At 70.4% G+C, this 22,718-nt stretch carries 22 protein-coding genes; 13 read left to right on the top strand and 9 right to left on the bottom strand.

Features of this window, described 5'->3' with window-relative positions:
* Entirely contained in the window at nucleotides 1-498 is a 498-nt protein-coding gene (locus U742_RS0107730; protein ID WP_029351705.1) for a YidB family protein, read from the bottom strand.
* A gap of 84 nt (nucleotides 499-582) precedes the next feature.
* Between U742_RS0107730 and U742_RS0107725 the strand changes: the two genes are divergently transcribed.
* A complete protein-coding gene (locus U742_RS0107725) occupies nucleotides 583-837 on the top strand; it encodes a GlsB/YeaQ/YmgE family stress response membrane protein (protein WP_029351703.1) in 255 nt (84 codons plus the stop codon).
* 190 nt (nucleotides 838-1,027) lie between these two features.
* On the top strand, nucleotides 1,028-1,969 hold the full coding sequence (locus U742_RS0107720) for a hypothetical protein (RefSeq protein WP_029351702.1): 942 nt from the start codon (nucleotides 1,028-1,030) through the stop codon (nucleotides 1,967-1,969).
* 70 nt (nucleotides 1,970-2,039) lie between these two features.
* Here the strand turns inward: U742_RS0107720 and grpE are convergent, their stop codons facing one another.
* Nucleotides 2,040-2,675 (bottom strand): nucleotide exchange factor GrpE, encoded by a 636-nt coding sequence (gene grpE / locus U742_RS0107715; RefSeq protein ID WP_029351700.1) that lies wholly within the window; start codon nucleotides 2,673-2,675, stop codon nucleotides 2,040-2,042.
* Between the two features lie 87 nt (nucleotides 2,676-2,762).
* The gene (gene hrcA / locus U742_RS0107710; protein WP_029351698.1) at nucleotides 2,763-3,863 is read right to left on the bottom strand and encodes a heat-inducible transcriptional repressor HrcA; all 1,101 of its coding nucleotides are present in this window, start codon (nucleotides 3,861-3,863) and stop codon (nucleotides 2,763-2,765) included.
* 179 nt (nucleotides 3,864-4,042) lie between these two features.
* Between hrcA and rph the strand changes: the two genes are divergently transcribed.
* Genes rph through hemW form a run of 3 tightly spaced genes read left to right on the top strand, consistent with a single transcriptional unit; the run spans nucleotide 4,043 to nucleotide 6,648 of the window.
* The gene (gene rph / locus U742_RS0107705; protein WP_029351695.1) at nucleotides 4,043-4,756 is read left to right on the top strand and encodes a ribonuclease PH; all 714 of its coding nucleotides are present in this window, start codon (nucleotides 4,043-4,045) and stop codon (nucleotides 4,754-4,756) included.
* Between the two features lies 1 nt (nucleotide 4,757).
* Nucleotides 4,758-5,459, top strand: coding sequence for an RdgB/HAM1 family non-canonical purine NTP pyrophosphatase (gene rdgB / locus U742_RS0107700; RefSeq protein ID WP_081852885.1), 702 nt, complete (start codon nucleotides 4,758-4,760; stop codon nucleotides 5,457-5,459).
* Entirely contained in the window at nucleotides 5,443-6,648 is a 1,206-nt protein-coding gene (gene hemW / locus U742_RS0107695; protein ID WP_029351691.1) for a radical SAM family heme chaperone HemW, read from the top strand. Before rdgB ends, hemW begins: the two co-directional genes overlap by 17 nt.
* Before the next feature lie 29 nt (nucleotides 6,649-6,677).
* Here hemW and U742_RS0107690 read toward each other — a convergent pair whose 3' ends face one another.
* On the bottom strand, nucleotides 6,678-7,937 hold the full coding sequence (locus tag U742_RS0107690; protein ID WP_081852884.1) for a penicillin-binding protein activator: 1,260 nt from the start codon (nucleotides 7,935-7,937) through the stop codon (nucleotides 6,678-6,680).
* A gap of 164 nt (nucleotides 7,938-8,101) precedes the next feature.
* Between U742_RS0107690 and rsmI the strand changes: the two genes are divergently transcribed.
* From rsmI to gshB, 3 genes are all read left to right on the top strand, one after another.
* Nucleotides 8,102-9,019, top strand: coding sequence for a 16S rRNA (cytidine(1402)-2'-O)-methyltransferase (rsmI, locus tag U742_RS0107685; RefSeq protein ID WP_029351686.1), 918 nt, complete (start codon nucleotides 8,102-8,104; stop codon nucleotides 9,017-9,019).
* Nucleotides 9,009-9,374 carry a YraN family protein gene (locus U742_RS0107680; protein WP_248310302.1) on the top strand — a complete coding sequence of 122 codons (366 nt, stop codon included), beginning with the start codon at nucleotides 9,009-9,011 and terminating at the stop codon, nucleotides 9,372-9,374. Before rsmI ends, U742_RS0107680 begins: the two co-directional genes overlap by 11 nt.
* 108 nt (nucleotides 9,375-9,482) lie before the next feature.
* The gene (gene gshB, locus U742_RS0107675; RefSeq protein ID WP_029351682.1) at nucleotides 9,483-10,424 is read left to right on the top strand and encodes a glutathione synthase; all 942 of its coding nucleotides are present in this window, start codon (nucleotides 9,483-9,485) and stop codon (nucleotides 10,422-10,424) included.
* Between the two features lie 172 nt (nucleotides 10,425-10,596).
* Here the strand turns inward: gshB and U742_RS0107670 are convergent, their stop codons facing one another.
* The 5 genes from U742_RS0107670 to U742_RS0107650 form a co-directional block, all read right to left on the bottom strand.
* Complete coding sequence (locus U742_RS0107670) at nucleotides 10,597-10,884, bottom strand: BQ00720 family protein (protein ID WP_029351680.1); 288 nt, start codon at nucleotides 10,882-10,884, stop codon at nucleotides 10,597-10,599.
* A gap of 46 nt (nucleotides 10,885-10,930) precedes the next feature.
* The gene (locus U742_RS0107665) at nucleotides 10,931-11,353 is read right to left on the bottom strand and encodes an Hsp20 family protein (RefSeq protein WP_029351678.1); all 423 of its coding nucleotides are present in this window, start codon (nucleotides 11,351-11,353) and stop codon (nucleotides 10,931-10,933) included.
* Nucleotides 11,354-11,541: 188 nt separating this feature from the next.
* Nucleotides 11,542-12,561, bottom strand: coding sequence for a l-ornithine N(alpha)-acyltransferase (locus tag U742_RS0107660; protein WP_081852883.1), 1,020 nt, complete (start codon nucleotides 12,559-12,561; stop codon nucleotides 11,542-11,544).
* A 129-nt stretch (nucleotides 12,562-12,690) separates the two neighbouring features.
* On the bottom strand, nucleotides 12,691-14,358 hold the full coding sequence (locus tag U742_RS0107655) for a hybrid sensor histidine kinase/response regulator (RefSeq protein ID WP_197028210.1): 1,668 nt from the start codon (nucleotides 14,356-14,358) through the stop codon (nucleotides 12,691-12,693).
* A 461-nt stretch (nucleotides 14,359-14,819) separates the two neighbouring features.
* On the bottom strand, nucleotides 14,820-16,352 hold the full coding sequence (locus tag U742_RS0107650; RefSeq protein WP_029351671.1) for a YifB family Mg chelatase-like AAA ATPase: 1,533 nt from the start codon (nucleotides 16,350-16,352) through the stop codon (nucleotides 14,820-14,822).
* Between the two features lie 254 nt (nucleotides 16,353-16,606).
* On the opposite strand from U742_RS0107650, the gene U742_RS0107645 reads away from it, so the two are divergent.
* From U742_RS0107645 to U742_RS0107625, 5 genes are read left to right on the top strand one after another with little or no spacing between them, the layout of a single operon-like run.
* On the top strand, nucleotides 16,607-17,080 hold the full coding sequence (locus U742_RS0107645; RefSeq protein ID WP_029351669.1) for a formate dehydrogenase subunit gamma: 474 nt from the start codon (nucleotides 16,607-16,609) through the stop codon (nucleotides 17,078-17,080).
* A complete protein-coding gene (locus U742_RS0107640; protein ID WP_029351666.1) occupies nucleotides 17,077-18,636 on the top strand; it encodes a formate dehydrogenase beta subunit in 1,560 nt (519 codons plus the stop codon). The genes U742_RS0107645 and U742_RS0107640 overlap by 4 nt, the downstream gene beginning before the upstream one ends.
* A gap of 14 nt (nucleotides 18,637-18,650) precedes the next feature.
* Nucleotides 18,651-21,506 (top strand): formate dehydrogenase subunit alpha, encoded by a 2,856-nt coding sequence (fdhF, locus tag U742_RS0107635; protein ID WP_029351665.1) that lies wholly within the window; start codon nucleotides 18,651-18,653, stop codon nucleotides 21,504-21,506.
* Nucleotides 21,507-21,525: 19 nt separating this feature from the next.
* Nucleotides 21,526-22,359 carry a formate dehydrogenase accessory sulfurtransferase FdhD gene (fdhD, locus tag U742_RS0107630; protein ID WP_029351663.1) on the top strand — a complete coding sequence of 278 codons (834 nt, stop codon included), beginning with the start codon at nucleotides 21,526-21,528 and terminating at the stop codon, nucleotides 22,357-22,359.
* Nucleotides 22,349-22,621: a formate dehydrogenase subunit delta gene (locus U742_RS0107625; protein WP_248310301.1), complete on the top strand. Its 273-nt coding sequence runs from the start codon at nucleotides 22,349-22,351 to the stop codon at nucleotides 22,619-22,621. Before fdhD ends, U742_RS0107625 begins: the two co-directional genes overlap by 11 nt.
* Nucleotides 22,622-22,718 lie beyond the last annotated feature (97 nt).

The raw sequence follows: 22,718 nt of genomic DNA, 5'->3' as shown, positions 1-22,718 counted from the left end.
TCAGGTCGTGCCCAGCCGGCCTTCCGGCGTGTAGGAGTCCACGGCCTGCGGCAGCTCCCGGGACAGCCGCGCCAGCAATTCTTCCCGCGACAGGCCGGTTTTCTCCGCGAGCGTCTCCAGCACGTCCGGGCCGAGCGCGTGTTCGAGGCTTTGGTCGTCGATCTGCTGGTTCGGGCCGGTCTTGACCCACGAATCCGCGGTCTCTCCGTGGCCGTTCTGGCGGAAGCGATCGACCAGCTCGGACAGCCCGTCCTGCAGGGAACCACCGGTCGAGGCGCCGCCGAACAGGCCGCCGAGGCTGCCCAGCAGCCCGCCCAAGCCGCCGCTCCCGCCGGAATTGGCGGCGGAATTTCCGTCCTCGGGCGCCGAGGGCTCGCCCGGCTGACCGGGCTGGGTGGCGCCGCGGAGCATCTCCGAAATCTTGTCGCGGTTCTGGTAGCCGGCGATGGCCAGCAGGGCGAGAAGCGCCGTCATCGATGGAAAGGTGCGATTGTTCATCACTGATCCTCCTCGCTTGAGGTAAAAGAACCGTACCGCGTCGAACCGGTTCCTCACACTGCTGATTTAGGCGGAGATTGTGACATGGGTTTCATCTGGACGATCATCATCGGCTTCATCGCCGGCATCATCGCCAAGTTCCTGATGCCAGGGGACAATGAGCCCTCGGGTTTCGTCCTGACGACCATCCTCGGCATCGTCGGCGCATTCGTCGCGACATTCCTCGGGCAGGCTCTTGGATGGTACGGCCCCGACCAGGGTGCCGGGCTGGTCGGCGCGGTCGTGGGCGCGGTCATCGTGCTGTTCGTCTACGGGGCGATCGCGCGGCGCTCCGCATAGAGGCGCCAGGCGGAAGATCAGACGGGCTGCGGGCGGCAGCCCCGCCGTCCGCGATCACGTCTCGGACATTTGTTGGGCATGGCGATGAGGGATCTTGCCAAGCATCTGGAAATATTGAAGAAATTTGAGAATTGCGTCCATATTTCCGCCGCGATGCGGCGCGATGAGCGTTGATATGCAAGGAAACGTCATGCGCCGGCCTCTTTCCGCCCTTCTCGTCGCCCTCTCCCTTCTGGCAGCGGCTCCCGCCGTGGCCGACCCGGTGTTCCCGGGCGACGGCACGGTCGGCATGACGCCGCCGCCGGGCATGGGCGAAAGCCCGGCCGTCCGCGGCTTCGAGGATCGCGAGGCCAAGGCGTCCATCCTCATCGTCGAGATGCCGGCGGCGGCCTACGGGCAGATCACGGCCGGCCTCACCAATGAGAGCCTGGCGGAGAAGGGCGTGACGATCGAGAAGCGGCGCGACGTCACCCTGTCGGACGGCAGCAAGGGCCTCCTCCTCGCCGGGTTCCAGACCGTCGGCGCGGGTGCGATCAAGAAGTGGATCTTCGTCGCCGGCGGCAAGCAGTCGACCGGGCTCGTCACCGCCCAGATGCCGGAGGAGGCGTCCGCCCGCTATTCCGACGCCGCGATCGAGAAATCGCTGGAAAGCGTGGTGTTCCGCGCGCCGCCCTCGAATGAGGAGCTGCTCGCCAAGCTGCCCTTCCGCGTCACCGAGGCGGAAGGCTACCGCGTGCTGAAGGTGCTCGGCTCCACGGCATTGATGATGACCAAGGGTCCGTCCGACGTGATCGAGGGCACCGACCAGCCCTATTTCATCGTCATCCTCGCGCCGGGCGAGGTGCGCGACGACGAGCGCGAGAGCATCGCCAAGCGCGCCATCTCCTCGGTGCCGGGCGTGCGCGAGATGAAGATCGAGCGCGGCGGCCCGCTGCGCGTCGGCGGCCAGCCCGGCTTCGAGCTGATCGCCAACGGCACCGACCTCAAGACCGGCAAGCCGATGAAGGTGGCGCAATGGCTGCGCTTCGGGCGGACCAGCTTCGTGCGCATCGTCGGCGTGGTCCCGGCCGACGCGTTCGATTCGCATTTCGCCGAGCTCAGGGCGATGCGCGACGGCGTGGAGATGCGCTGACCTCCGGAGCCGGAAACGAAAACGGCCGGGACATGCCCGGCCGTATCCTTCCGGCGGTTGTTTCCGGCGCTCAGTTCGGATTGGCGGCTGCCTCGGTCGGCGCCACCTTCGGGCCGCCCTTGGAGATGCCGACGAGGGCCGGGCGCAGCACCCGCCCGCCGATCGTGTAGCCGGGCTGCACCACCTGCACCACCGTGCCGGCCGGCACCTTGGCGTCCGGCACCTCGAACATCGCCTGATGCAGGTTCGGATCGAACTTGGCGCCTTCCGCCTCGATGCGCGCGACGCCGTGCTTGCCCAGCGTCTGGGTCAGCGCGCGGGCGGTGAGGTCGATGCCCTCCAGCAGCGTCTTGAGCGTGCCCTCGGCTTTGGCGCGGGCCTCGGCGTCGATGGTGCCGAGCGCGCGCTCGAAATCGTCGGCGACGTTCAGCACGTCGCGGGCGAAATTGGTGATGCCGTACACCTTGGCATCGGCCACTTCGCGCTCGGCGCGGCGCCGCACATTGTCGGCCTCGGCGAAGGCGCGCAGGAACTTGTCCTTCAGGCTCGCCACCTCGGCTTCGAGCCGCTCCTTCTCGGCGGCGAGCTGGACGGCGATGGTGTCCTCGGCATCGACGGCGCCGGCCTGCGCAGCCGGCTCGCTCGCCTGCGGCGCATGAGCGGCAGCGTCGTTTTCGTCCGCCCGCTTGCGGTTGTCTTCGCTCATCACGTCCTCATTCAGGGATCACACTGTGACCGGCGCCATGGGGCACCCGTCCTTTGCCCCGGCATATCGGTCCGTAAGGTCGAAAAATCAAGCCGCATCGGCGCCCGGCCCACCCAGCACGCGGCTGACAACGCGGGCGGTGAAGTCGACCATCGGCACGATGCGCGCATAGTTCAGCCGCGTCGGGCCGATGACGCCGAGCACGCCGACCACCCGTCCCTGGCCGTCGCGATAGGGCGCGACGATGGTCGAGGAGCCCGACATGGAGAACAGGTTGTTCTCCGAGCCGATGAAGATGCGCAGCGCCTGCGCCTCCTCGGCCCGGCCCAGCAAATCGACCACTTCCTGTTTGGATTCAAGGTCGTCGAACAGGCGCCGGATGCGATCGAGATCCTCGATCGCGCGCAGATCGTGCAAGAGCTTGGCCTGCCCGCGCACGATCAGCCGCCGCTCCGCCATGTCGCCGCCGGACCAGCTTACCAGCCCCGTCTCGACCACGCGCGCGGTGATCTCGTCGAGCTCGGCGCGCCGCGCCGCCAGCGTCTTCTCCACCTCGCCGCGCAGCTCCGCCAGCGAACGCCCGACCACGCGCGCATTGAGGAAATTCGTCGCCTCGACCAGCGCCGAGGAGGGCAATCCGGGCGGCAGCGGCACCAGCCGGTTCTCAACCTCGCCGTCATCGGCCACCAGGATGAGCAGCGCCCGGCTCGGGTCGAGCGGCACGAACTCTATGTGCTTCAGGCGCTTGTCGGTCTTGGTGGTGGTCACGACGCCGGCGCCGCGCGACAGGCCGGAGAGCAGCGCCGAGGCCTCCGCCAGCACGCCGTCCACGGTCTTTCCGCGGGCTGCGGCGCGCACCTGCGCCTCGATGGCGTTGCGCTCGTCCTCGGCGATGTCGCCGATCTCCAGGAGCGCGTCGACGAAGAAGCGCAAGCCCCGCTCGGTCGGCAGCCGTCCGGCGCTGGTATGGGGCGCGAAGATCAGCCCCGCAGCCTCCAGGTCGGCCATCACGTTGCGCACCGAGGCCGGCGACAGGGTCATGGGAATCAGGCGCGAAATATTGCGCGAGCCGGCAGGCTCGCCGGTCGCCAGATAAGTCTCGACGATCTGCCGGAAGATTTCGCGCGAGCGCTCGTCGAGGCGGGCGAGTTCCGGGGCGCGGGCGGCGAGCAGGGGGTCGAGGGCCATGGACGGTCGGTATCCGGTCAGTCGGTCGGATTGATGGTCGGTACGATCGGTCTCGTCACACTATATTCGGACATCGCGCGGCGGGTTCAAGCGTGCCGCGCGTTTCGCCCGCGACCCGGCCCTTGCGGCATCCCTCATCACGCTCGTACAAGGACGCCCCGATCAACGGAGTGCCAGCCATGCGTCCTTCCCGCCGCGCCGCCGACGAGATGCGCGCCGTCAGCTTCGAGCGCGGCGTGCTGCGCCACGCGGAAGGCTCCTGCCTCGTGAAGTTCGGCGAGACCCACGTGCTCGTCGCCGCGACGCTGGAGGAGCGCCTGCCGCCTTGGCTGAAGGGGCAGGGCCGCGGTTGGGTCACCGCCGAATACGGCATGCTGCCGCGCGCCACCCATGAGCGCACCCGCCGCGAGGTCACCGCCGGCAAGCCCTCCGGCCGCACCCAGGAGATCCAGCGCCTGATCGGGCGTTCGCTGCGCACCATCGTCGATCTGGAAAAGCTCGGCGAACGCCAGATCACCATCGACTGCGACGTCATCCAGGCCGATGGCGGCACCCGCACCGCCTCGGTCACCGGCGCCTGGGTGGCGCTGCACGACTGCCTCGCCTGGATGAAGGCGCGCGGCATGATCCCGACCATTCCGCTGCGTGACAACGTCGCCGCCGTCTCCTGCGGCATCGTCGAGGGCGAGCCGCGCCTCGATCTCGACTATGCCGAGGATTCGCAGGCGGAGACCGACATCAATTTCGTGATGACCGGCGCCGGCGGCTTCGTCGAGCTGCAGGGCACCGCCGAGAAGAACCCGTTCAGTGAGGAGGAGTTCGGCGCCATGCTCGGGCTCGCCCGCAAGGGCATCTCCCGCCTCGTCGACCTGCAGAAGATGGCGGTGGCCTGAGATGGAGAGCCATCGCCGCCTCACCGGCAAGGTGGTCATCGCCACCCACAATCCCGGCAAGCTGGAGGAGATGGCCTGGCTGCTCTCGCCCTATGGCGTCGAGGCGGTCTCGGCCGGCGATCTCGGCCTTTCCGAGCCGGAGGAGACCGGGCTGACCTTCGCCGAGAACGCCCGCATCAAGGCCTCCGCCGCCGCCAAGGCGAGCGCCCTGCCGGCCTTCGCCGATGATTCCGGCCTCTGCGTCGAGGCGTTGGGCGGCGAGCCGGGGTTGCTCACCGCCCGCTGGGCGGGACCGGAGAAGGATTTCGGCGCCGCCATGGCCAAGGTCGAGGAGAAGCTGCGCGAGGCGGGCGCGACCGACCCCGACCAGCGCCGCGCCTATTTCATCTCCGCGCTCTGCCTCGCCTGGCCGGACGGCCATGTCGAGGATTTCGAGGGCGTGGTCGAGGGCACGCTGGTATGGCCGCCGCGCGGGCCGGACGGCTTCGGCTACGACCCGATGTTCCAGCCCGACGGCTATGACCGCACCTTCGGCGAGATGAGCGCGGCCGAGAAGCACGGCCTGCCGCCCGAGGGCACCGGCCTCTCGCACCGGGCGCGCGCCTTCATGGAGCTGGCGGAAGCCTGCCTTGACGGCGTGCCCGAAGGCGGATTCCCTCGCGCCGTGGACTATGTGCCGGGCGGCGATGATTCGGATAGCTGACAGCCTCACCCTCGAGCGCCCGCCGCGCGCCGCACCGCCGCCGGTCGATCCGGGCTTCGGCGTCTATGTGCATTGGCCGTTCTGCCTCGCCAAATGCCCTTATTGCGACTTCAACTCGCATGTCCGCCATTCGCCGCCGGACCAGGACCGGTTCCTGAGGGCGTTCCGCGCCGAGATCGCCGACGCCCGCGCCCGCACCGGCCAGCGGCGCACGGCGAGCGTGTTCTTCGGCGGCGGCACCCCCTCGCTGATGGACCCGGCCACCGTCGGCGGCATCCTCGCGGCGATCGACGAGGCCTGGCCGCTCGACGCCACCGCCGAGGTGACGCTGGAGGCCAACCCGACCAGCGTTGAGGCCGGCCGCTTCCGCGGCTATCGCGCCGCCGGGGTCAACCGCGTCTCGCTCGGCGTGCAGGCGCTGGACGACGCCTCGCTTAAGGCGCTCGGGCGCATGCACACGGCGGACGAGGCGCTGGCCGCGGTGGCGGTGGCCCGCGCCGCCTTCGAGCGGGTGTCCTTCGACCTCATCTATGCCCGCCCGGCGCAGACGCCGGAGGCCTGGCGCGCCGAGCTTCTGCGCGCCATCTCCGAGGGCTGCGAGCATCTCTCGCTCTACCAGCTCACCATCGAGGACGGCACGCCCTTCGCCGCGCTGCACCGCGCCGGCAAGCTGGTGGTGCCCGAGGAGGAAGTCGCCCGCGCGCTCTGGGACGTCACCCAGGAGATGACGCGCGAGGCGGGTCTGCCGGCCTACGAGATCTCCAACCATGCCCGCCCGGGCGCCGAGAGCCGCCACAATCTGCTCTATTGGCGCTATGGCGAATATGCCGGCATCGGCCCCGGCGCCCATGGACGGCTCGACACGCCGGAGGGGCGCCGCGCGACCTCCACCGAGCGCCGCCCGGAGGCGTGGCTGAACCTCGTCGAGGAACACGGCCACGGCCTCGTCGAGGACGAGTCGCTGACCCGCATGGAGCAGTCCGACGAGTTCCTGCTGATGGGGCTGCGGCTCGCCGAGGGCATTGACGGCCAGCGCTTCAAGCGCCTGTCGGGCCGCGATTTCGAGTCGATGCGCGTGCATGCGCTGCTCGCCGAAGGGATGATCGAGCAGCTACCCGACGGCCGCCTGCGCGTCACCCCGCAGGGCTTTCCGGTGCTCGACGCCATCGTCGCCGACCTGGCGGCGTGAGGACGGCGATCTAGGCTAATGCCGCCGGCCTAAAGCCCCGTCCCCCCAAAACTGCGCGGGGCGGGATCGACGATGCGGGCGCTGCCGTTCCCGATCTCCATCACCGCGAGGCCGCGCTGGTTGGTGCCGTCGCTGCGGAAGCGGAACACGCCGTCGACGCCGGAGAAGCCCGAGGGCGTCTCGATCGCCTCGTCGGTGATGCCCATCGCCCCGCGCGTCTTGACGATCGCCGCCATCAGCGAGACGCCGTCATGGGCAAGCGTCGCCGTGCGCACCGGGTCGCGTCCGTAGCGCGCGCGGTAGCGCTCGGAGAAGGCGCGGTAGCCGGCGGGGTCGGGCGCCGCGAAGATGCCGCCCGCCATGCTCGGCAGGGCGAACATGCGCGGATCGTCCCACAGCCCGGTGCCGATGAGCTGCTTGCCGGCGACCGGGGCGCCCGCCGCGGCCAGCGCCTGCACGAGCTGCGGCACTACCTCGGCCGAATCCGGCAGGAACACCGCGTCCGCCTGCTGGGCGGAGGCGGCGATGCGCTTGGCCGCGTCTGCATAGCCGCTGCCGTTGGTCGGGTAGCGCTCGATGCCGACGACGCGCCCGCCGGCGGCCGGCACCGCCTCGCGGAACGCGCCTTCCACCACCGAGCCATAGGCATTGTCCGGCAGCAGCGCGACGAAGGCGCGCCGGCCCTTGGCGGCGGCGTAGCGCACCGCGCGCTCGACGTCGGTCTGCGGCAGGAAGCTCAGGAGATAGACGCCGCGCGCCGCGACATTGGTGTCGGTCGAGAAGCCGACGAGCGGCACGTTGCGCGAGCGCGCCACCTGCCCGGCGGCGGCGACCGTGTGCGAGAACAGCGGGCCGATGATCGCCTTGGCGCCCTCGTCGATGGCCTGGGTGGCGGCGGCCTGCGCGCCCTGGCTGGTGCCGGCGTCGTCCTTGACGAGGATCTGCACGTCGCCGCCGGGAAACTCGTTCACCGCCATCTCGGCGGCGTTGCGCAGCGCCTGCGCGGCCAGCGCCGCATTGCCGCTCGCCCCGAGCGGCAGGATCAGCCCGATGCGCACGCTGCCGGTGCCGATGGCGTTGGCCGGCTGGGGGTTCTCGACCGTGGCGGGCGTGTTCGGGATGGCGGCGGTGGGTGGCGCCTCGGAGACCCCGCCGCAGGCGGCGAGGAGGCCCGATGCCGCGGCGAGCACCAAGGCGCGCATCGCCCGACCGACGCGGCGGGAGGCTGCGGCTGGCAGGGTAGCAGGCAAGCCGGCCGGCGGACGGGCCAGCATGTCGTCGTCGCTCATCACCAATCGCATGTCCCGTGTCGGCGTCGCATCCCGTTTTAGGCCGGCTCGCCGCGCCCTGTCACGCGCGGCCGGGATTCGCCGGGCCAAATCGGGGCGTTTTCCACCCGTTCCGGGCCCCCGGGCCGCATGACGTGGGCTCCCGTACCTTCTAGGATCGCGCCATGAAGCCCGCTCCCAGCCCCATGTCCGATTCCGCGCCCGCCACCTTCCGCATCGGTGCCGTCAGCCTTCCCGCCGCGCGCCTCGAAGGCGGCCTCTATGTGGTGGCGACGCCGATCGGCAATCTCGGCGACGTCACCTTGCGCGCGCTGGAGACGCTCGCCGGCGCCGCGCTGGTCGCCTGCGAGGACACCCGGGTGACGCGCCGCCTGCTGGAGCGCTACGGCATCCGCACGCCGCTCGTCGCCTATCACGATCACAATGCCGAGACGATGCGCCCGCGCCTTGTGGAAAAGCTCGGGCAGGGCGCGGCGGTGGCGCTGGTGTCGGACGCCGGCACGCCGCTGGTCTCCGACCCCGGCTACAAGCTGGTCGAGGCGGCGATCGCGGCCGGCCACCGCGTGGTGCCGTTGCCGGGCGCCTCGGCGAGCCTCGCCGCGCTGGTGGCCGCCGGGCTGCCGACCGACCGCTTCTTCTTCGAGGGCTTCCTGCCGCCGAAGCCGGGCGCGCGGCGCAACCGCATCGCCGAACTGAAGGCGATGCCGGCGACACTCGTTCTCTACGAGACCGGCCCGCGCCTGCCGGAAAGCCTCGCCGATCTCGCCGATGGCCTCGGCCCGCGCCCGGCGGCGGTGTGCCGCGAGCTGACCAAGACCTTCGAGGAGGTGCGCCGCGCCCCGCTCGACGCCCTCGCCGCGCATTATGCCGCGGCCGGCGCGCCGAAGGGCGAGATCGTGCTGATCGTCGGCCCGCCGGACGAGGAGGTGGCGAGCGACGCCGATGTCGACGGCGCGCTGCGCCGGGCGCTGGCGACGCTTTCGGTGAAGGACGCGGCGGCGGCGGTGGCGACGGCCACCGGCCGGCCCAAGCGCGAGGTCTATGCCCGCGCGCTGGCGCTGGAGCGGGCGGATGGCGACTGAGCGTCGCCGGGCCGCCTTCGCGCGCGGCATCGACGCCGAGGCGGCCGCCTCGGCGCTGCTCGCGGCGCAGGGCTTTTCCATCCTCGCCACGCGGATACGTACGCCGCGCGGCGAGATCGACCTCGTCGCCCGCAACGAAACACTTCTGCTGTTCGTCGAGGTGAAGGCGCGGGCCAATATCGACGCCGCCGCCCTCTCCATCCTGCCGCGCCAGCGCCGACGCATCGCGCAGGCCGCTGAGATCTTCCTCGCTGGGCGCCCGGAGCTCGCCGCCCTCGACATGCGCTTCGACGCCGTGCTCATCGCCCCGCGCAGCGCGCCCGTGCACCTGCCCGGCGCCTTCGAGGCGGAATAGGTCGCGGGCGGCCGTCACCGTGGCAAAGCGGCGGCCGAGCGACTAAACAGAAGGGGACACGCCGGCGCGCCGGTACCCCTCGCGAACCCTTCCCCCCGAGTTCCCACCATGAGCCTCAACGTCGCCATCCAGACGGACCCGATCGATCGCATCAACATCGCCGGGGATTCTGGCTTCGCCCTGATGCTGGAAGCGCAGGCGCGCGGCCATAGGCTGGCCTATTACACGCCCGACCGGCTCGCCATGCGCGATGGGCAGGTGTTCGTCACCGTCGAGCCGGTGGAGGTGCGCGACGTCAAGGGCGACCATTTCACGCTCGGTGCCCGCGAGCGGGTGCGGCTCGACAGTTTCGACGTGATCCTGATGCGGCAGGACCCGCCCTTCGACCTCAACTACATCACCGCCACCCACATGCTCGAGCGGGTGCATCCGAAGACGCTGGTGGTGAACGACCCGGCGCAGGTCCGCAACGCGCCGGAGAAGATCTTCGTCACCGAATTTCCCGAGCTGATGCCGCCGACGCTGGTCACGCGCGACCTCGACGAGATCAAGGCGTTCCGCGCCGAGCATGGCGACATCGTCTTCAAGCCGCTCTACGGGCATGGCGGCTCCTCGGTGTTCCGCCTCACCCGCGACGACCTGAATTTCGGCTCGCTCTATGATTTCTTCGCGACCGCCTTCCGCGAGCCGTGGGTGGTGCAGCGTTTCCTTCCCGCCGTGAGCGCCGGCGACAAGCGCATCATCCTCGTCGACGGGGAGTTCGCGGGGGCGGTGAACCGCGTGCCGAGCGAGGGCGATCTGCGCTCCAACATGGTGCGCGGCGGCGCGGCGAAGGAAACCGACCTCACGCCCCGCGAGCGGGAAATCTGCGAGAGGCTGGGGCCTTCCCTGCGCGAGAAGGGGCTGCTGCTGACCGGCATCGACGTGATCGGCGGCAACCTCACCGAGATCAACGTCACCGCGCCGACCGGCATCCGCGCCATTCGCCGCCTCGGCGGCCCGGACATCGCCGCGCTGGTCTGGGACGCCATCGAGGCGAAGCGCCGCTAGAGCATTTCATCGTTTCACGGAAACGCCGAAATGCTCTAATTCTTTGGTTTGGCGCGTTTTCTTCACGCGAACCGGAATCCACTTCGCGCGAAAACGCTTTAGATCTCCCGACGAAAAAAGGCGCCGGGAGGCGAGGCCTCGGGCGCCCTGTTCCGTTTCATCTGGTCCGCGCTCAGTGCACGCTGAGCGTCACCAGCTCGTGCTCGCTGGCATTGGCGATCGCCGCCTCGCGGCTATCGGTCAGCATGAGCGGCGTGCCGTCCGCGGCGTGCAGCGTGAAGAGCTCGATGCCCGGCGCGATGTGCGGCGCCTGCGGGAACATCTCCGCCACTTCCTCCGAACGGATGGAGCGCACATAGGCGATCCTACCGTCGCCGAGGCTGGCGAAGGCCTCCGGCGTCAGCGCCTCGGGCACCGGGGTGTCGGCTGTGACGCCGTGATGGTCGAAATCCTGTGTCATGGTCCGCGACTCCTTTACGCTGCGGTCGAGACCGGCTCGAGTTCCCTCATTCATCGGTCGCTATGTCGATACGCCTGATCACCCGTTCCGGTTCCGGCCGGGCGAGATCGACCGACAGAAGACCGTTGCGGAGCTCCGCTCCCAGCACCTGCATGCCGTCGGCCAGCACGAAGGTGCGCTGGAACTGGCGTGCGGCGATGCCGCGGTGGAGGAAGATGCGGCCCGGCTCCTCGGCCTGCCGGCCGCGGATAACGAGCTCCTTCTCCTCCAGCGTCACATCGAGCTGTTCGCGCTGGAAGCCGGCTACCGCCAGGATGATCCTCAGCCGCTCGGGCTGACCCGGCGTGGCGACCCGCTCGACATTGTAGGGCGGATAGCCGTCCGAGCCCTTCACGACCCGGTCGAGCGCCCGCTCGACCTCGTCGAAGCCGAGCAGGAAGGGGCTCGACAGCGAGGGAATACGCGACATGGTCTCAAAGTCCTCGCATTGAAGCGACTTTGGTATGTGGGACCCCGATCGGGCATCCCGTTCGCATGGGATATGGGAGAGGTGCCGCGCGGGCGCAAGGCGCGCCTAAACCGGCGTTCCGCCGCCATGACGGCTCGTCACAAGGCGCGGATGCCCTCGCCGGCCCGAGGCTGGACCCTGCCGGCCGTTCAGGCCGCGTGGCGCTCGGCGTTGGCGCCGAAATGCTCGCGATAGCGCGGATTGATCCGCTCGACCGGCAGCACGATGAAGACGTCGGTGGTGCCGAACTGGCGGTCGACCACGGCGTGCTCGCCGATCTGCGCGCCGAGCCGCAGATAGCCCTTGATCAGCGGCGGCAGCTCGCCGAGTGCCGCCTTGGCGTCGATCGCCTCCTTCGGCAGCGTGTCCATCGCCGTCGCCCGATGCGGCAGGGCGGCGACGCGCCATTCCTGATCGCCGGGCGCGAAATGGTGCAGGAAGGCGAGCGGGCGGGCCAGTGCCGCCGGATCGGTGCCTTCGAGGCTGGCGCAGCCGAACAGCACGTCGACGCCGTGGTGCAGCACATAGGCCCAGATGCCGTGCCACAGCAGCTCGACCGTGCGCTTGTTGCGGTAGGGCCGGAGCACGCAGGAGCGGCCGAGCTCCAGGAAGTGCCGGCCGGAGTGGCGGGCGAGCAACGGCGCGATGTCGAACTCGCCGGCGGTGTAGAAGCCGCCATGGCGCTTGGCGATCTCCTGCCGCAGCAGCCGATAGGTGCCGACCACCTTCGGCTCGTGCCGGCCGAGCACGAGCCGCCCGGCGTCGTGGTCGAGCACCAGGAGATGGTCGCAGAAGGCGTCGAAGGCGTCGAAGTCGCGGCGGGCGAGGCGCGCGGCGGCGGCCGGCAGCGCCGACATCTCCTCGTAGAACACCTCGTAGCGCAGCCGCTGCGCGCGCCGCACGTCAGCGGCGGTGCGGGCGAGCCGCACCTCCAGCGCGCCGATGCGCCCGAGCGTCACCGGCCCGGAGGGACGGCGGCTCTCGCGATGGCGCACGCCGGAATAGGAGCGCAGCGCCGGGATCAGCCGCCCGGGCTGCCATTTGTCAGCGAGCCGGCCGTCGAACAGCGGCCGGAACGCCGCCGGTGTCAGCAACTGCCGCAGCGGCGAGGCGGCTGGCAGGCCCGGCCCTGCGGCTTCGAGCGTATCGCCGGTAAACGGATGCGTCATGGCCCCGATGACCCCAGCCTCGACCTCATGCCCCGATCGGCGGGTCGATCTTACATCGATCTGCAACGAATCACATTTCTCGGACGCACATGTGACAATCGGTCAACCGCCGCCTCCCGCCTGTCAAGCTCAAGCGGCGCCGCGCTTTTTCGCCGCCGCCGCGAGCAGCTCGGCGAGCCTGGCGCGGTCGACCGGCTTGTCCAGCATGACGGAGAGGCCGGCTGATTCGGCGCGCGACCGGCTCGCGGCGTCGAGCCCGGCGGTCATGCCGACCAGCAATGCACCCGTGCGGAGCGCGCGCATCATCGATGCCGCGCTGATGCCGTCGCGCACCGGCAGCCCGATGTCGACCAGCGCCATGTCGAAGGGACGGCCGGCCTTCGCCGCCTCGCGGAAGGCGACGAGGGCTGCCTCGCCGTCCACCGCCCGTACCGGCATATGGCCGAGCCGGCCGATGAGCGCGGCGAGCAGCAGCGCATTCACGTCGTCGTCCTCGCCGATCAGCACCCGCAGCCGGCGGCGCGCCGACGTGGCGATGCCCGATTCGGCCTCCACTGCCATCTCCGCGCTCGCGAGGTCGGCGGCCGGCGCATCGCCGGCAATGCGGCTCGCCAGCGAGGCGGGGCGCACCGGCTTGACCAGATAGGTGTCGCAGCCGAGCGCCATCAGGCGCGGCAGCAGCGCCCGCTGGCCGGGGGTGATCAGTGCGATGCGCCGCGCCGCCGGCTGGCCGCTTCTCAGCGCGGCGGCGAGCGTGTCCGCCGGGAAGGCGGCGTCGATCAGCATCGCCATGCGGCCCGACGGGGCCGACCGTGTATCCAGCCTGGCGTCGAGCCCGGCCGGCGAGCAGGCGGTCTCGACCCGCGCGCCCCACAGGACGAGCTGGCGGCCGAGCGCCTCGCGCAGCACCGGCGAGGGCGAGGCGATCAGCACCGAGGCCTCCGCCAGCGCTGGTGCCGCGCTGCGTGTCGGCGAGGCCGCCGGCAGCTTCATGTCGAACCAGAAGCGCGAGCCGGCCGGGCTGCCGGCAAGCTCGATCGCGATGCCGAGCCGTGCCGCCAGCCTGGCGACGATGGCGAGGCCGAGGCCGCTGCCCGGCTCGGCGCTGCCGTCGGCCGCCGCGCCGCGCACGCTCTCGCGGAAGATCGCCGCCCGCTCGCGCGGGGCGATGCCCGGCCCGGTGTCGCGCACCTCGAAGCGGATCACACCGTCGCCGGCGGGAGCCAGCTCGAGCGTGGCGCCGCCGGCGCGGGTGAATTTGATGGCGTTGGCCAGCAGGTTGGTGAGGATCTGCCGCAGCGCCGCCGCCTCGCCGACCACCTGCGCCGGCAGGCCGGGCGCCACGACGCTGGCGAGCTCAAGCCCGCGCGCCTGTGCGCGCAGGCCAAGCAGCTCGACCGTCTCGACCGCCAGTGCCGCGGGATCGAACACGGTGGCCTCGGGGGCAGGGCCGTGCGGCGCCAGCAGGCCGTCGACGATGTCGAGCAGCGTCTCGCCGGAGCTCTTGAGCAGATGCGCGTAGTTGCGCTGCTCGGCGGTGAGGTTGGTGTCGAGCAGCAGCTCGGCGAGGCCGATCATGCCGGCGAGCGGCGTCTTCAACTCGTGACCGGCATGGGCGAGCGCCCGGGACAGCGCGCGGCCGGGCGCCTGCGCCGCGGTGCCTTCCGCAGCGGCGTCGCCTTCCAACAACGCCGCGGCTGGGCCCTTCGCCGCCGAAGCCTTTGCCGCCGAACGCTTCGCCCCCGCACCTTCCGCCGGTGCCCCGGCCTTGTCCGCGGGCTTTCCCTCGCGCGCCATCGCCGCCTCTGTCCCGTGCGCGGCCGGTTGCCCGATGCGGGTCGGGCTGCCCGCATGCCGCGTCGGCAACCAGAAATAGCCCATCCACGCCCGTCCGGCGGCGGGAAGTGCGGGCGCGGTTAAGGAAGCTTTTCGCCGATCCGGGAAAGCGCCCCACCCGCCGCGACTGCCGCCGCGCATGGGCGCGCTTCGGCCCCGGCCCGAAGGGGTTGGCGGTCATGGCCGGACGTTTCGTCCGCCCGCCCCTTCCCGCCTCGACGATGCCTGAGGCGGGGCCGGCGCCTCTCCAGCGGATGGGCAAACCGGCATCAGGTCTCCCGCGAACCCCTGCCTCCTCGCCGCGATCCCGCATTCGAGAAGCATGTTCCGGCCGCAGGATCGAAGGACATTTGCACGTGGAACATGACTTGATCCGTTGAGCCGGAACGCTTTCCCGTCAGCGCGAGCTGACCGGAAAAGGCTCACGCGGCGCTGGCGAGGCGGTCCTCGCTCGAACGATAGGCCAGGGCCTCGGCGAGATGGGCGCGCCCGACGCTCTCGGCGCCGGCGAGGTCGGCGAGCGTGCGCGCCACCCGCAGCACGCGGTGGAAACCGCGCGCCGAGAGCCGCATCACCCGCGCCGCGTCGGCCAGCAGGGCGGCGCCGGCTTCGTCCGGCGTGGCGATGTCCTCAAGCAGCGGGCCGCCCGCCTGCGCGTTGATCGAGAGGTCCGGGCGGCCGAACGCCGCGAAGCGCTCGCGCTGGATTTCGCGCGCCTGCGCGACGCGGGCGGCGACCTCGCGGCTGCTCTCGGCCGGCGCCGGGCGGACGAGGTCGGCGGCCGACACCGCCGGCACCTCGAGATGCAGGTCGATGCGGTCGAGGAACGGGCCGGAGAGCCGCGCCTGATAGTCTGCCGCGCAACGCGGCCCGCGCCGGCAGCTATGGCCGGGCTGGCCGGCCTGTCCGCAGCGGCAGGGGTTCATCGCCGCCACCAACTGGAAGCGGGCGGGATAGGTGATGCGGTGGTTGGCCCGCGCGATCACCGCCTCGCCGGTCTCCAGCGGCTGGCGCAGCGAATCGAGCACCGCCGGCTGGAATTCCGGCAGCTCGTCGAGGAACAGCACGCCGTTATGGGCGAGCGAGACCTCGCCGGGGCGCGCCCGCATGCCGCCGCCGACCATCGCCGCCATGCTGGCGGAATGGTGCGGGGCGCGGAACGGGCGCCGGCTCGTCAGCGCCCCGCCCTGCAGCGCGCCGGCCACCGAGGCGACCATCGACACCTCGAGCAGCTCGGCCGGGGAGAGCGGCGGCAGGATCGAGGGCAGGCGCTGCGCCAGCATCGACTTGCCGGCGCCGGGCGGACCGACGAACAACAGATTGTGACCGCCGGCCGCGGCGATCTCCAGCGCCCGCCGCGCGCTCTCCTGCCCCTTCACATCGGCGAGGTCCGGCAGCGCGGCGCCGTCCGGCGCGAGGCGCGGATCGGGACGGGCGAGTGCCTGCCTGCCGGCGAAGTGGTTGGCGAGCTGCATCAGCGAGGAGGGCGCCAGCACCGGCATGTCCGGGCTCGCCCAGGCCGCCTCCGCGCCGCAGGCGGCGGGACAGATGAGGCCGTGGCCGCGGGCATTGGCGCCGATCGCCGCCGGCAGCACCCCGGCCACCGCGGCGATGCGCCCGTCCAGCGCCAGCTCGCCGATCACCGTGAAGCCGTCCAGCGCGTCGGCGGGCAGGGCGCCGATCGCCGCCATCAGGCCGAGCGCGATCGGCAGATCGTAATGGCTGCCTTCCTTCGGCAGGTCGGCCGGCGCGAGATTGACGGTGATGCGCTTGGCCGGCAGCGCGAGGCCGGAGGCGATCAGTGCCGCGCGCACCCGCTCCTTCGCCTCGGTCACCGCCTTGTCGGCGAGGCCGACCAGGTTGAAGGCCGGAAGCCCCGGCGCCACCTGCACCTGCACGTCGACGGGGCGTGCCTCCACGCCCTCGAACGCCACCGTCGCCACGCGCTGGACCATGCCGCGCCCCCGCTTCCCGGAATACCGCCGACTTTAGGGAAGGCGCGCGGTGCGTCAAGAACATTATGAGAACATCGATTGGCACGAAGGGGCGGCACTCACGTCCGTCCGGCGGCCGGCGGGCGCGTGACCTGCGGCATTTCGCCGGAGGCTCGATAGAAATCCTCTATCGGCGAACGAAACACCTGAATTGATTCCGCTTTTTCGAACACGCATTGTTCCATTGGAAAACTTTAAAAGAAGGTCGGGAGAAAATGCCGCATTACGAGCCCTGGAGCGAGGGGCGTGCCCGCGAGGTGATCGGCGAGTTCGCCCACCTTGAAGGCCCGCTAATGCCGATGCTCCACGCGGTACAGGAAACCTTCGGCTATGTGCCGGAGGCGATCGTGCCGATGCTGGCGGAGACGCTGAACATCTCGCGCGCCGAGGTGCATGGCGTCGTGACCTTCTACCACGACTTCCGCCACGAGCCCGCCGGCAACCACGTGCTGAAGCTGTGCCGCGCCGAGGCCTGCCAGGCCGCCGGCGGCGACGCGCTCGCGGCCCATGCCGAGCGCCGGCTCGGATGCCGGCTCGGCGAGACCACCGCCGACGGCCGGGTGACGGTCGAGCCGATCTACTGCCTCGGCCTGTGCGCCACCGCGCCTTCCGCCATGCTGGACGGGCGCATCGTCGCCCGGCTCAACGAGCGCCGTCTCGACGCGCTGATCGCGGAGGCGCAATCGTGAGCATTCGCATCTACGTTCCCAAGGACGCCTGCGCCATCGCCTGCGGCGCCGACGAGGTCGCCGCCGCCATCGAGGCCGCCGCGCGGAGCCGCCGCGTGCCGGTCGAGATCGTACGCACCGGCTCGCGCGGCATGCTGTGGCTGGAGCCCCTCGTCGAGGTGGCGACCCCGGAAGGGCGCATTGGCTACGGTCCGGTGAGCGAGGACGACGTCGAGGGCCTGATCGAGGCCGGCCTGTTCGAGGGCGGCGCCCACGCGCTGCGCATCGGCAAGCCGGAGGAGCATCCCTTCCTCGCGAAACAGACGCGCCTCACCTTCGCCCGCTGCGGCGTCATCGATCCTGCCTCCTACAATGATTACCGCGCCCATGGCGGTTACAAGGGCCTGGAGCGCGCGCTCGCCCTCGGCCCGGTGGCGATCATCGAGGAAGTGAAGAAGTCGGGCCTGCGCGGTCGCGGCGGCGCCGGCTTCCCGACCGCGATCAAGTGGAAGACCGTCGCCGACGCGCAGGCGGACCGCAAATACATCGTCTGCAACGCCGATGAGGGCGACAGCGGCACCTTTGCCGACCGCATGATCATGGAAGGCGATCCCTTCCAGCTCATCGAGGGCATGACCATCGCCGGCATCGCGGTGGGCGCCACCAAGGGCTTCGTCTACACCCGCTCGGAATATCCGCACGCGATTCTGGCGATGCAGAAGGCGATCGACGTGGCGCGGGCGCATGGCATGCTTGGCGTCAACATCGCCGGCACGCAGCACAGCTTCGACATGGAAGTGCGCATGGGCGCCGGCGCCTATGTGTGCGGCGAGGAGACGGCGCTGCTCGACAGCCTGGAAGGCAAGCGCGGCGTGGTGCGGGCCAAGCCCCCGCTGCCGGCGCACAAGGGCCTGTTCCAGAAGCCGACCGTCATCAACAATGTGCTGTCGCTGGTGGCGATCCCGCATATCCTCGCCGACGGCGGCGAGTTCTACGCCAATTTCGGCATGGGCCGCTCGCGCGGCACCATGCCGGTGCAGATCGCCGGCAATGTGCGTTATGGCGGGCTGTTCGAGACCGCCTTCGGCATCTCGCTCGGCGAGCTCGTCAACGATATCGGCGGCGGCACCGCTTCCGGCCGCCCGGTGAAGGCGGCGCAGGTGGGCGGCCCGCTCGGCGCCTATGTGCCGACCTGGCAGTTTGACCTGCCCTTCGATTACGAGGCCTTCGCGGCGAAGGACGCGCTGATCGGCCATGGCGGCATCGTGGTGTTCGACGACACCGCCGACATGGCCAGGATGGCGCGCTTCGCCATGGAGTTCTGCTCGGTCGAGAGCTGCGGCAAGTGCACGCCCTGCCGCATCGGCTCCACCCGCGGCGTCGAGCTGATGGACCGCATTATGAAGGGCGAGAAGCGCGAGGCGAACCTCGCGGTGCTCACCGACCTCTGCCACACCATGAAGCTGGGATCCCTGTGCGCTCTCGGGGGTTTCACCCCATATCCGGTGATGAGCGCGCTGAACCACTTCCCCGAAGATTTCGGCGCCCCGCCGCGCCACCTCGAAGCCGCCGAGTGAGGAAGGACGAAACCATGTCTCTCGTTCATGAGATCGACTACGGCACGCCCGCTCCCAAGACCGACAAGATGGTGACCCTCACCATCGACGGCGTGGAAATTTCGGTGGCCGAGGGCACCTCGATCATGCGCGCGGCGATGGAGATGGGGACGCAGATCCCCAAGCTCTGCGCCACCGACATGCTGGACGCCTTCGGCTCCTGCCGCCTCTGTCTCGTCGAGATCGAGGGTCGCGCCGGCACGCCGGCCTCCTGCACCACGCCGGTCGGCCCGGGCATGAAGGTCCACACCCAGACCGAGCGCCTGAAGCAGCTCCGCAAGGGGGTGATGGAGCTCTACATCTCCGACCACCCGCTGGACTGCCTCACCTGCGCGGCGAACGGCGACTGCGAGCTGCAGGACATGGCCGGCGCGGTCGGCCTGCGCGAGGTGCGCTACGGCATGGAGGGCGCCAACCATTTCGCCCCGACCTCCGAGCTCGTGCTGCCGAAGGACGAATCGAACCCCTATTTCACCTATGATCCGGCCAAGTGCATCGTCTGCAATCGCTGCGTGCGCGCCTGCGAGGAAGTGCAGGGCACCTTCGCGCTGACGATCTCCGGCCGCGGCTTCGACAGCCGCGTCTCGCCGGGCCAGTCGGAAGCCTTCCTCACCTCGGAATGCGTGTCCTGCGGCGCCTGCGTGCAGGCCTGCCCGACTGCCACCCTTTCCGAGAAGAAGCTGATCGAGATCGGCCAGCCGGAGCACTCGGTGGTCACCACCTGCGCCTATTGCGGCGTCGGCTGCACCTTCAAGGCGGAGATGCGCGGCCAGGAAGTGGTGCGCATGGTGCCGTGGAAGGACGGCAAGGCCAATCGCGGCCATAGCTGCGTGAAGGGCCGCTTCGCCTGGGGCTACGCCACCCATCAGGACCGCATCCTGAAGCCGATGATCCGCGAGAAGATCAGCGATCCGTGGCGCGAGGTCTCCTGGGACGAGGCGATCGCCTACACCGCCGACGGGCTGAAGCGCATCCAGGACACCTATGGCCGCCGCGCCATCGGCGGCATCACCTCCTCGCGCTGCACCAATGAGGAGGCCTATCTCGTCCAGAAGATCATCCGCGCCGGCTTCGGCACCAACAATGTCGACACCTGCGCCCGCGTCTGCCACTCGCCGACCGGCTACGGCCTGAACCAGGCCTTCGGCACCTCGGCGGGCACGCAGGACTTCGATTCGGTCGAGGACAGCGACGTCATCCTCGTCATCGGCGCCAACCCGACCGACGGCCATCCGGTGTTCGGCTCGCGCATGAAGAAGCGCCTGCGCCAGGGCGCCAAGCTGATCGTCGTCGATCCGCGCCGCATCGATCTCGTGCGCTCGCCGCACATCCATGCCGACTACCATCTGCCGCTGCAGCCGGGCACCAACGTCGCCATCGTCACCGCTCTCGCCCATGTCGTGGTGACCGAGGGGCTGGTGAACGAGGAATTCGTGCGCGCCCGCTGCGACTGGGAGGAGTTCCAGGACTGGGCGGAGTTCGTCGCCGACGAGCGCCACTCGCCGGAAGCGGTCGCCAAGTTCACCGGCGTCGCGCCGGAGCTGATCCGCGGCGCCGCCCGGCTCTATGCCACCGGCGGCAATGCGGCGATCTATTACGGCCTCGGCGTCACCGAGCACTCGCAGGGCTCGACCACGGTGATGGCGATCGCCAACCTCGCCATGGCGACCGGCAATATCGGCCGCCGCGGCGTCGGCGTGAACCCGCTGCGCGGCCAGAACAACGTGCAGGGCTCCTGCGACATGGGCTCGTTCCCGCACGAGCTGCCGGGCTACCGCCACATCTCCGACGACGCCACCCGCGCCACCTTCGAGGCGATGTGGGGCCGGCCGATCGATCCCGAGCCGGGCCTGCGCATCCCGAACATGCTGGACGCGGCGGTCGACGGCACCTTCAAGGCGATCTACATCCAGGGCGAGGACATCCTCCAGTCCGACCCGGACACCAAGCACGTCTCCGCCGGCCTCGCCGCGATGGACCTCGTCATCGTGCAGGACCTGTTCCTGAACGAGACCGCCAACTACGCCCACGTCTTCCTGCCGGGCTGCACCTTCCTTGAGAAGGACGGCACCTTCACCAATGCCGAGCGCCGCATCCAGCTCGTGCGCAAGGTGATGGCGCCGAAGAACGGCTATGGCGACTGGGAGGTGACGCAGCTCCTCGCCAACGCGCTGGGCCTCGGCTGGAGCTACACCCATCCCTCGCAGATCATGGACGAGATCGCCGCGCTCACCCCGAGCTTCGCCGGCGTGTCGTTCAAGCGGCTCGACGAGCTCGGCTCGGTGCAGTGGCCCTGCAACGAGGCGAATCCCGAGGGCGTGCCGATCATGCACATCAACGGCTTCGCGCGCGGCAAGGGCAAGTTCGTCATCACCGAATACGTGCCCACCGACGAGCGCACCGGCGCCCGCTTCCCGCTGCTGCTCACCACCGGCCGCATCCTGTCGCACTACAATGTCGGCGCGCAGACCCGCCGCACGGCGAATGTCGCCTGGCATCCGGAGGACCTCCTCGAGATCCATCCGCACGATGCCGAGCAGCGCGGCGTGCGCGACGGCGACTGGGTCCGGATCGACAGCCGCGCCGGCTCGACCACCCTGCGCGCGGAGATCACCGACCGCGTGGCGCCGGGCGTCGTCTACACTACCTTCCATCACCCGACGACGCAGGCGAACGTCGTGACCACGGACTTCTCGGACTGGGCGACCAACTGCCCCGAGTTCAAGGTCACCGCCGTGCAGATCTCGCGCTCCAACGGGCCGAGCGAATGGCAGGAAGAGTACGACGCCTTCACCCGCCGCAGCCGCCGCATCGTGGAAGCGGCGGAGTGAGAGCGGGAGCCGTCGCGCCATGATCCCGCCGGTCGTCCGCGTCTCGCGTCTCGCCTGCACCGAGGGTTCGGTGCAGCGGGGCGAGCGGGCGATCCCGGAGGAGACGCCCGTCGCGCTGGTGCATAACGGCTCGACCTATGCGGTGATGATGGCGACGCCGGCCGACCTCGCCGATTTCGGCGTCGGCTTCAGCCTCACCGAGGGGGTGATCGGCGATCCGTCCGAGATCGAGAGCCTCGAGCTCGTCGAGCATGCGGACGGCGTCGAGATCCGCATGTGGCTGAGCGGCGAGCGCGCCAGCGCGGCGAGCGACCGCCGCCGCCGCCTCGCCGGGCCGACCGGCTGCGGCCTCTGCGGCGTCGAGAGCCTGGAGGTGGCGGTGCGTCCGGCGCGCACCGTGCCGGCCGGCCGGACCTTCACCAGCGCCGAGATTTCCCGCGCCGTCGCGGCGCTGCGCCCGGCGCAACTGCTGAATCACGAGACGCGGGCGGTGCACGGCGCCGCCTTCTGGGAGCCGCAGGCGGGGCTGGTGGCGGTGCGCGAGGATGTCGGCCGGCACAATGCGCTCGACAAGCTGGTCGGTCATCTCGCCGGCCACGCCGCCGGCACCCGGCACGATCCGGCCGGCGGCCTCGTGCTGCTGACCAGCCGCGTCTCCATCGAGATGGTGCAGAAGACTGCGATCCTCGGCGCGCCGGTCCTCGTCGCCGTCTCCGCCCCGACCGCGCTCGCCGTGCGCACGGCCGAGGCGGCCGGCATCACCCTGATCGCCGTCGCGCGTGACGACGGCTTCGAGATCTTCACCCACCCCCATCGGGTGGCCAATGCAGGCTCAGTGACCAATGTCGCATGAAAACCAGACCATGGACCGCCTCGTCTACATGGCGAACCAGATCGGCGCCTTCTTCACCTCGCAGAAGCATGGCAAGGCGGTGCCCGGCATTGCCAAGCACATCAAGGATTTCTGGGATCCGCGCATGCGCTCGCGCATGGAGGACTACATCGCCGCCAATGGCGGCGAGGGTCTCCAGCCGTTGGTGCTCGACGCGCTGAAGTCGCTGCCGCCGGTCGACCGCGCCAACATCCCGGCCGCCCGGCCGAGCGCGCATCACTGACCGCCGGCGCGTCTTTCCCAAGATCGAATACCGAGCCCCGGCCTCCGCGCCGGGGTTCGGCATTTTCGGCGAGGCAGATATTTCGTTCCGTTACCGG

Origin of the sequence: Allobosea sp. 117, assembly GCF_000702305.1 — a bacterium.
Classification (GTDB): domain Bacteria; phylum Pseudomonadota; class Alphaproteobacteria; order Rhizobiales; family Xanthobacteraceae; genus Ancylobacter.
The sequence above is the reverse complement of the archived record's forward strand: the minus strand, read 5'-3'. Positions and strand labels throughout refer to the sequence as shown.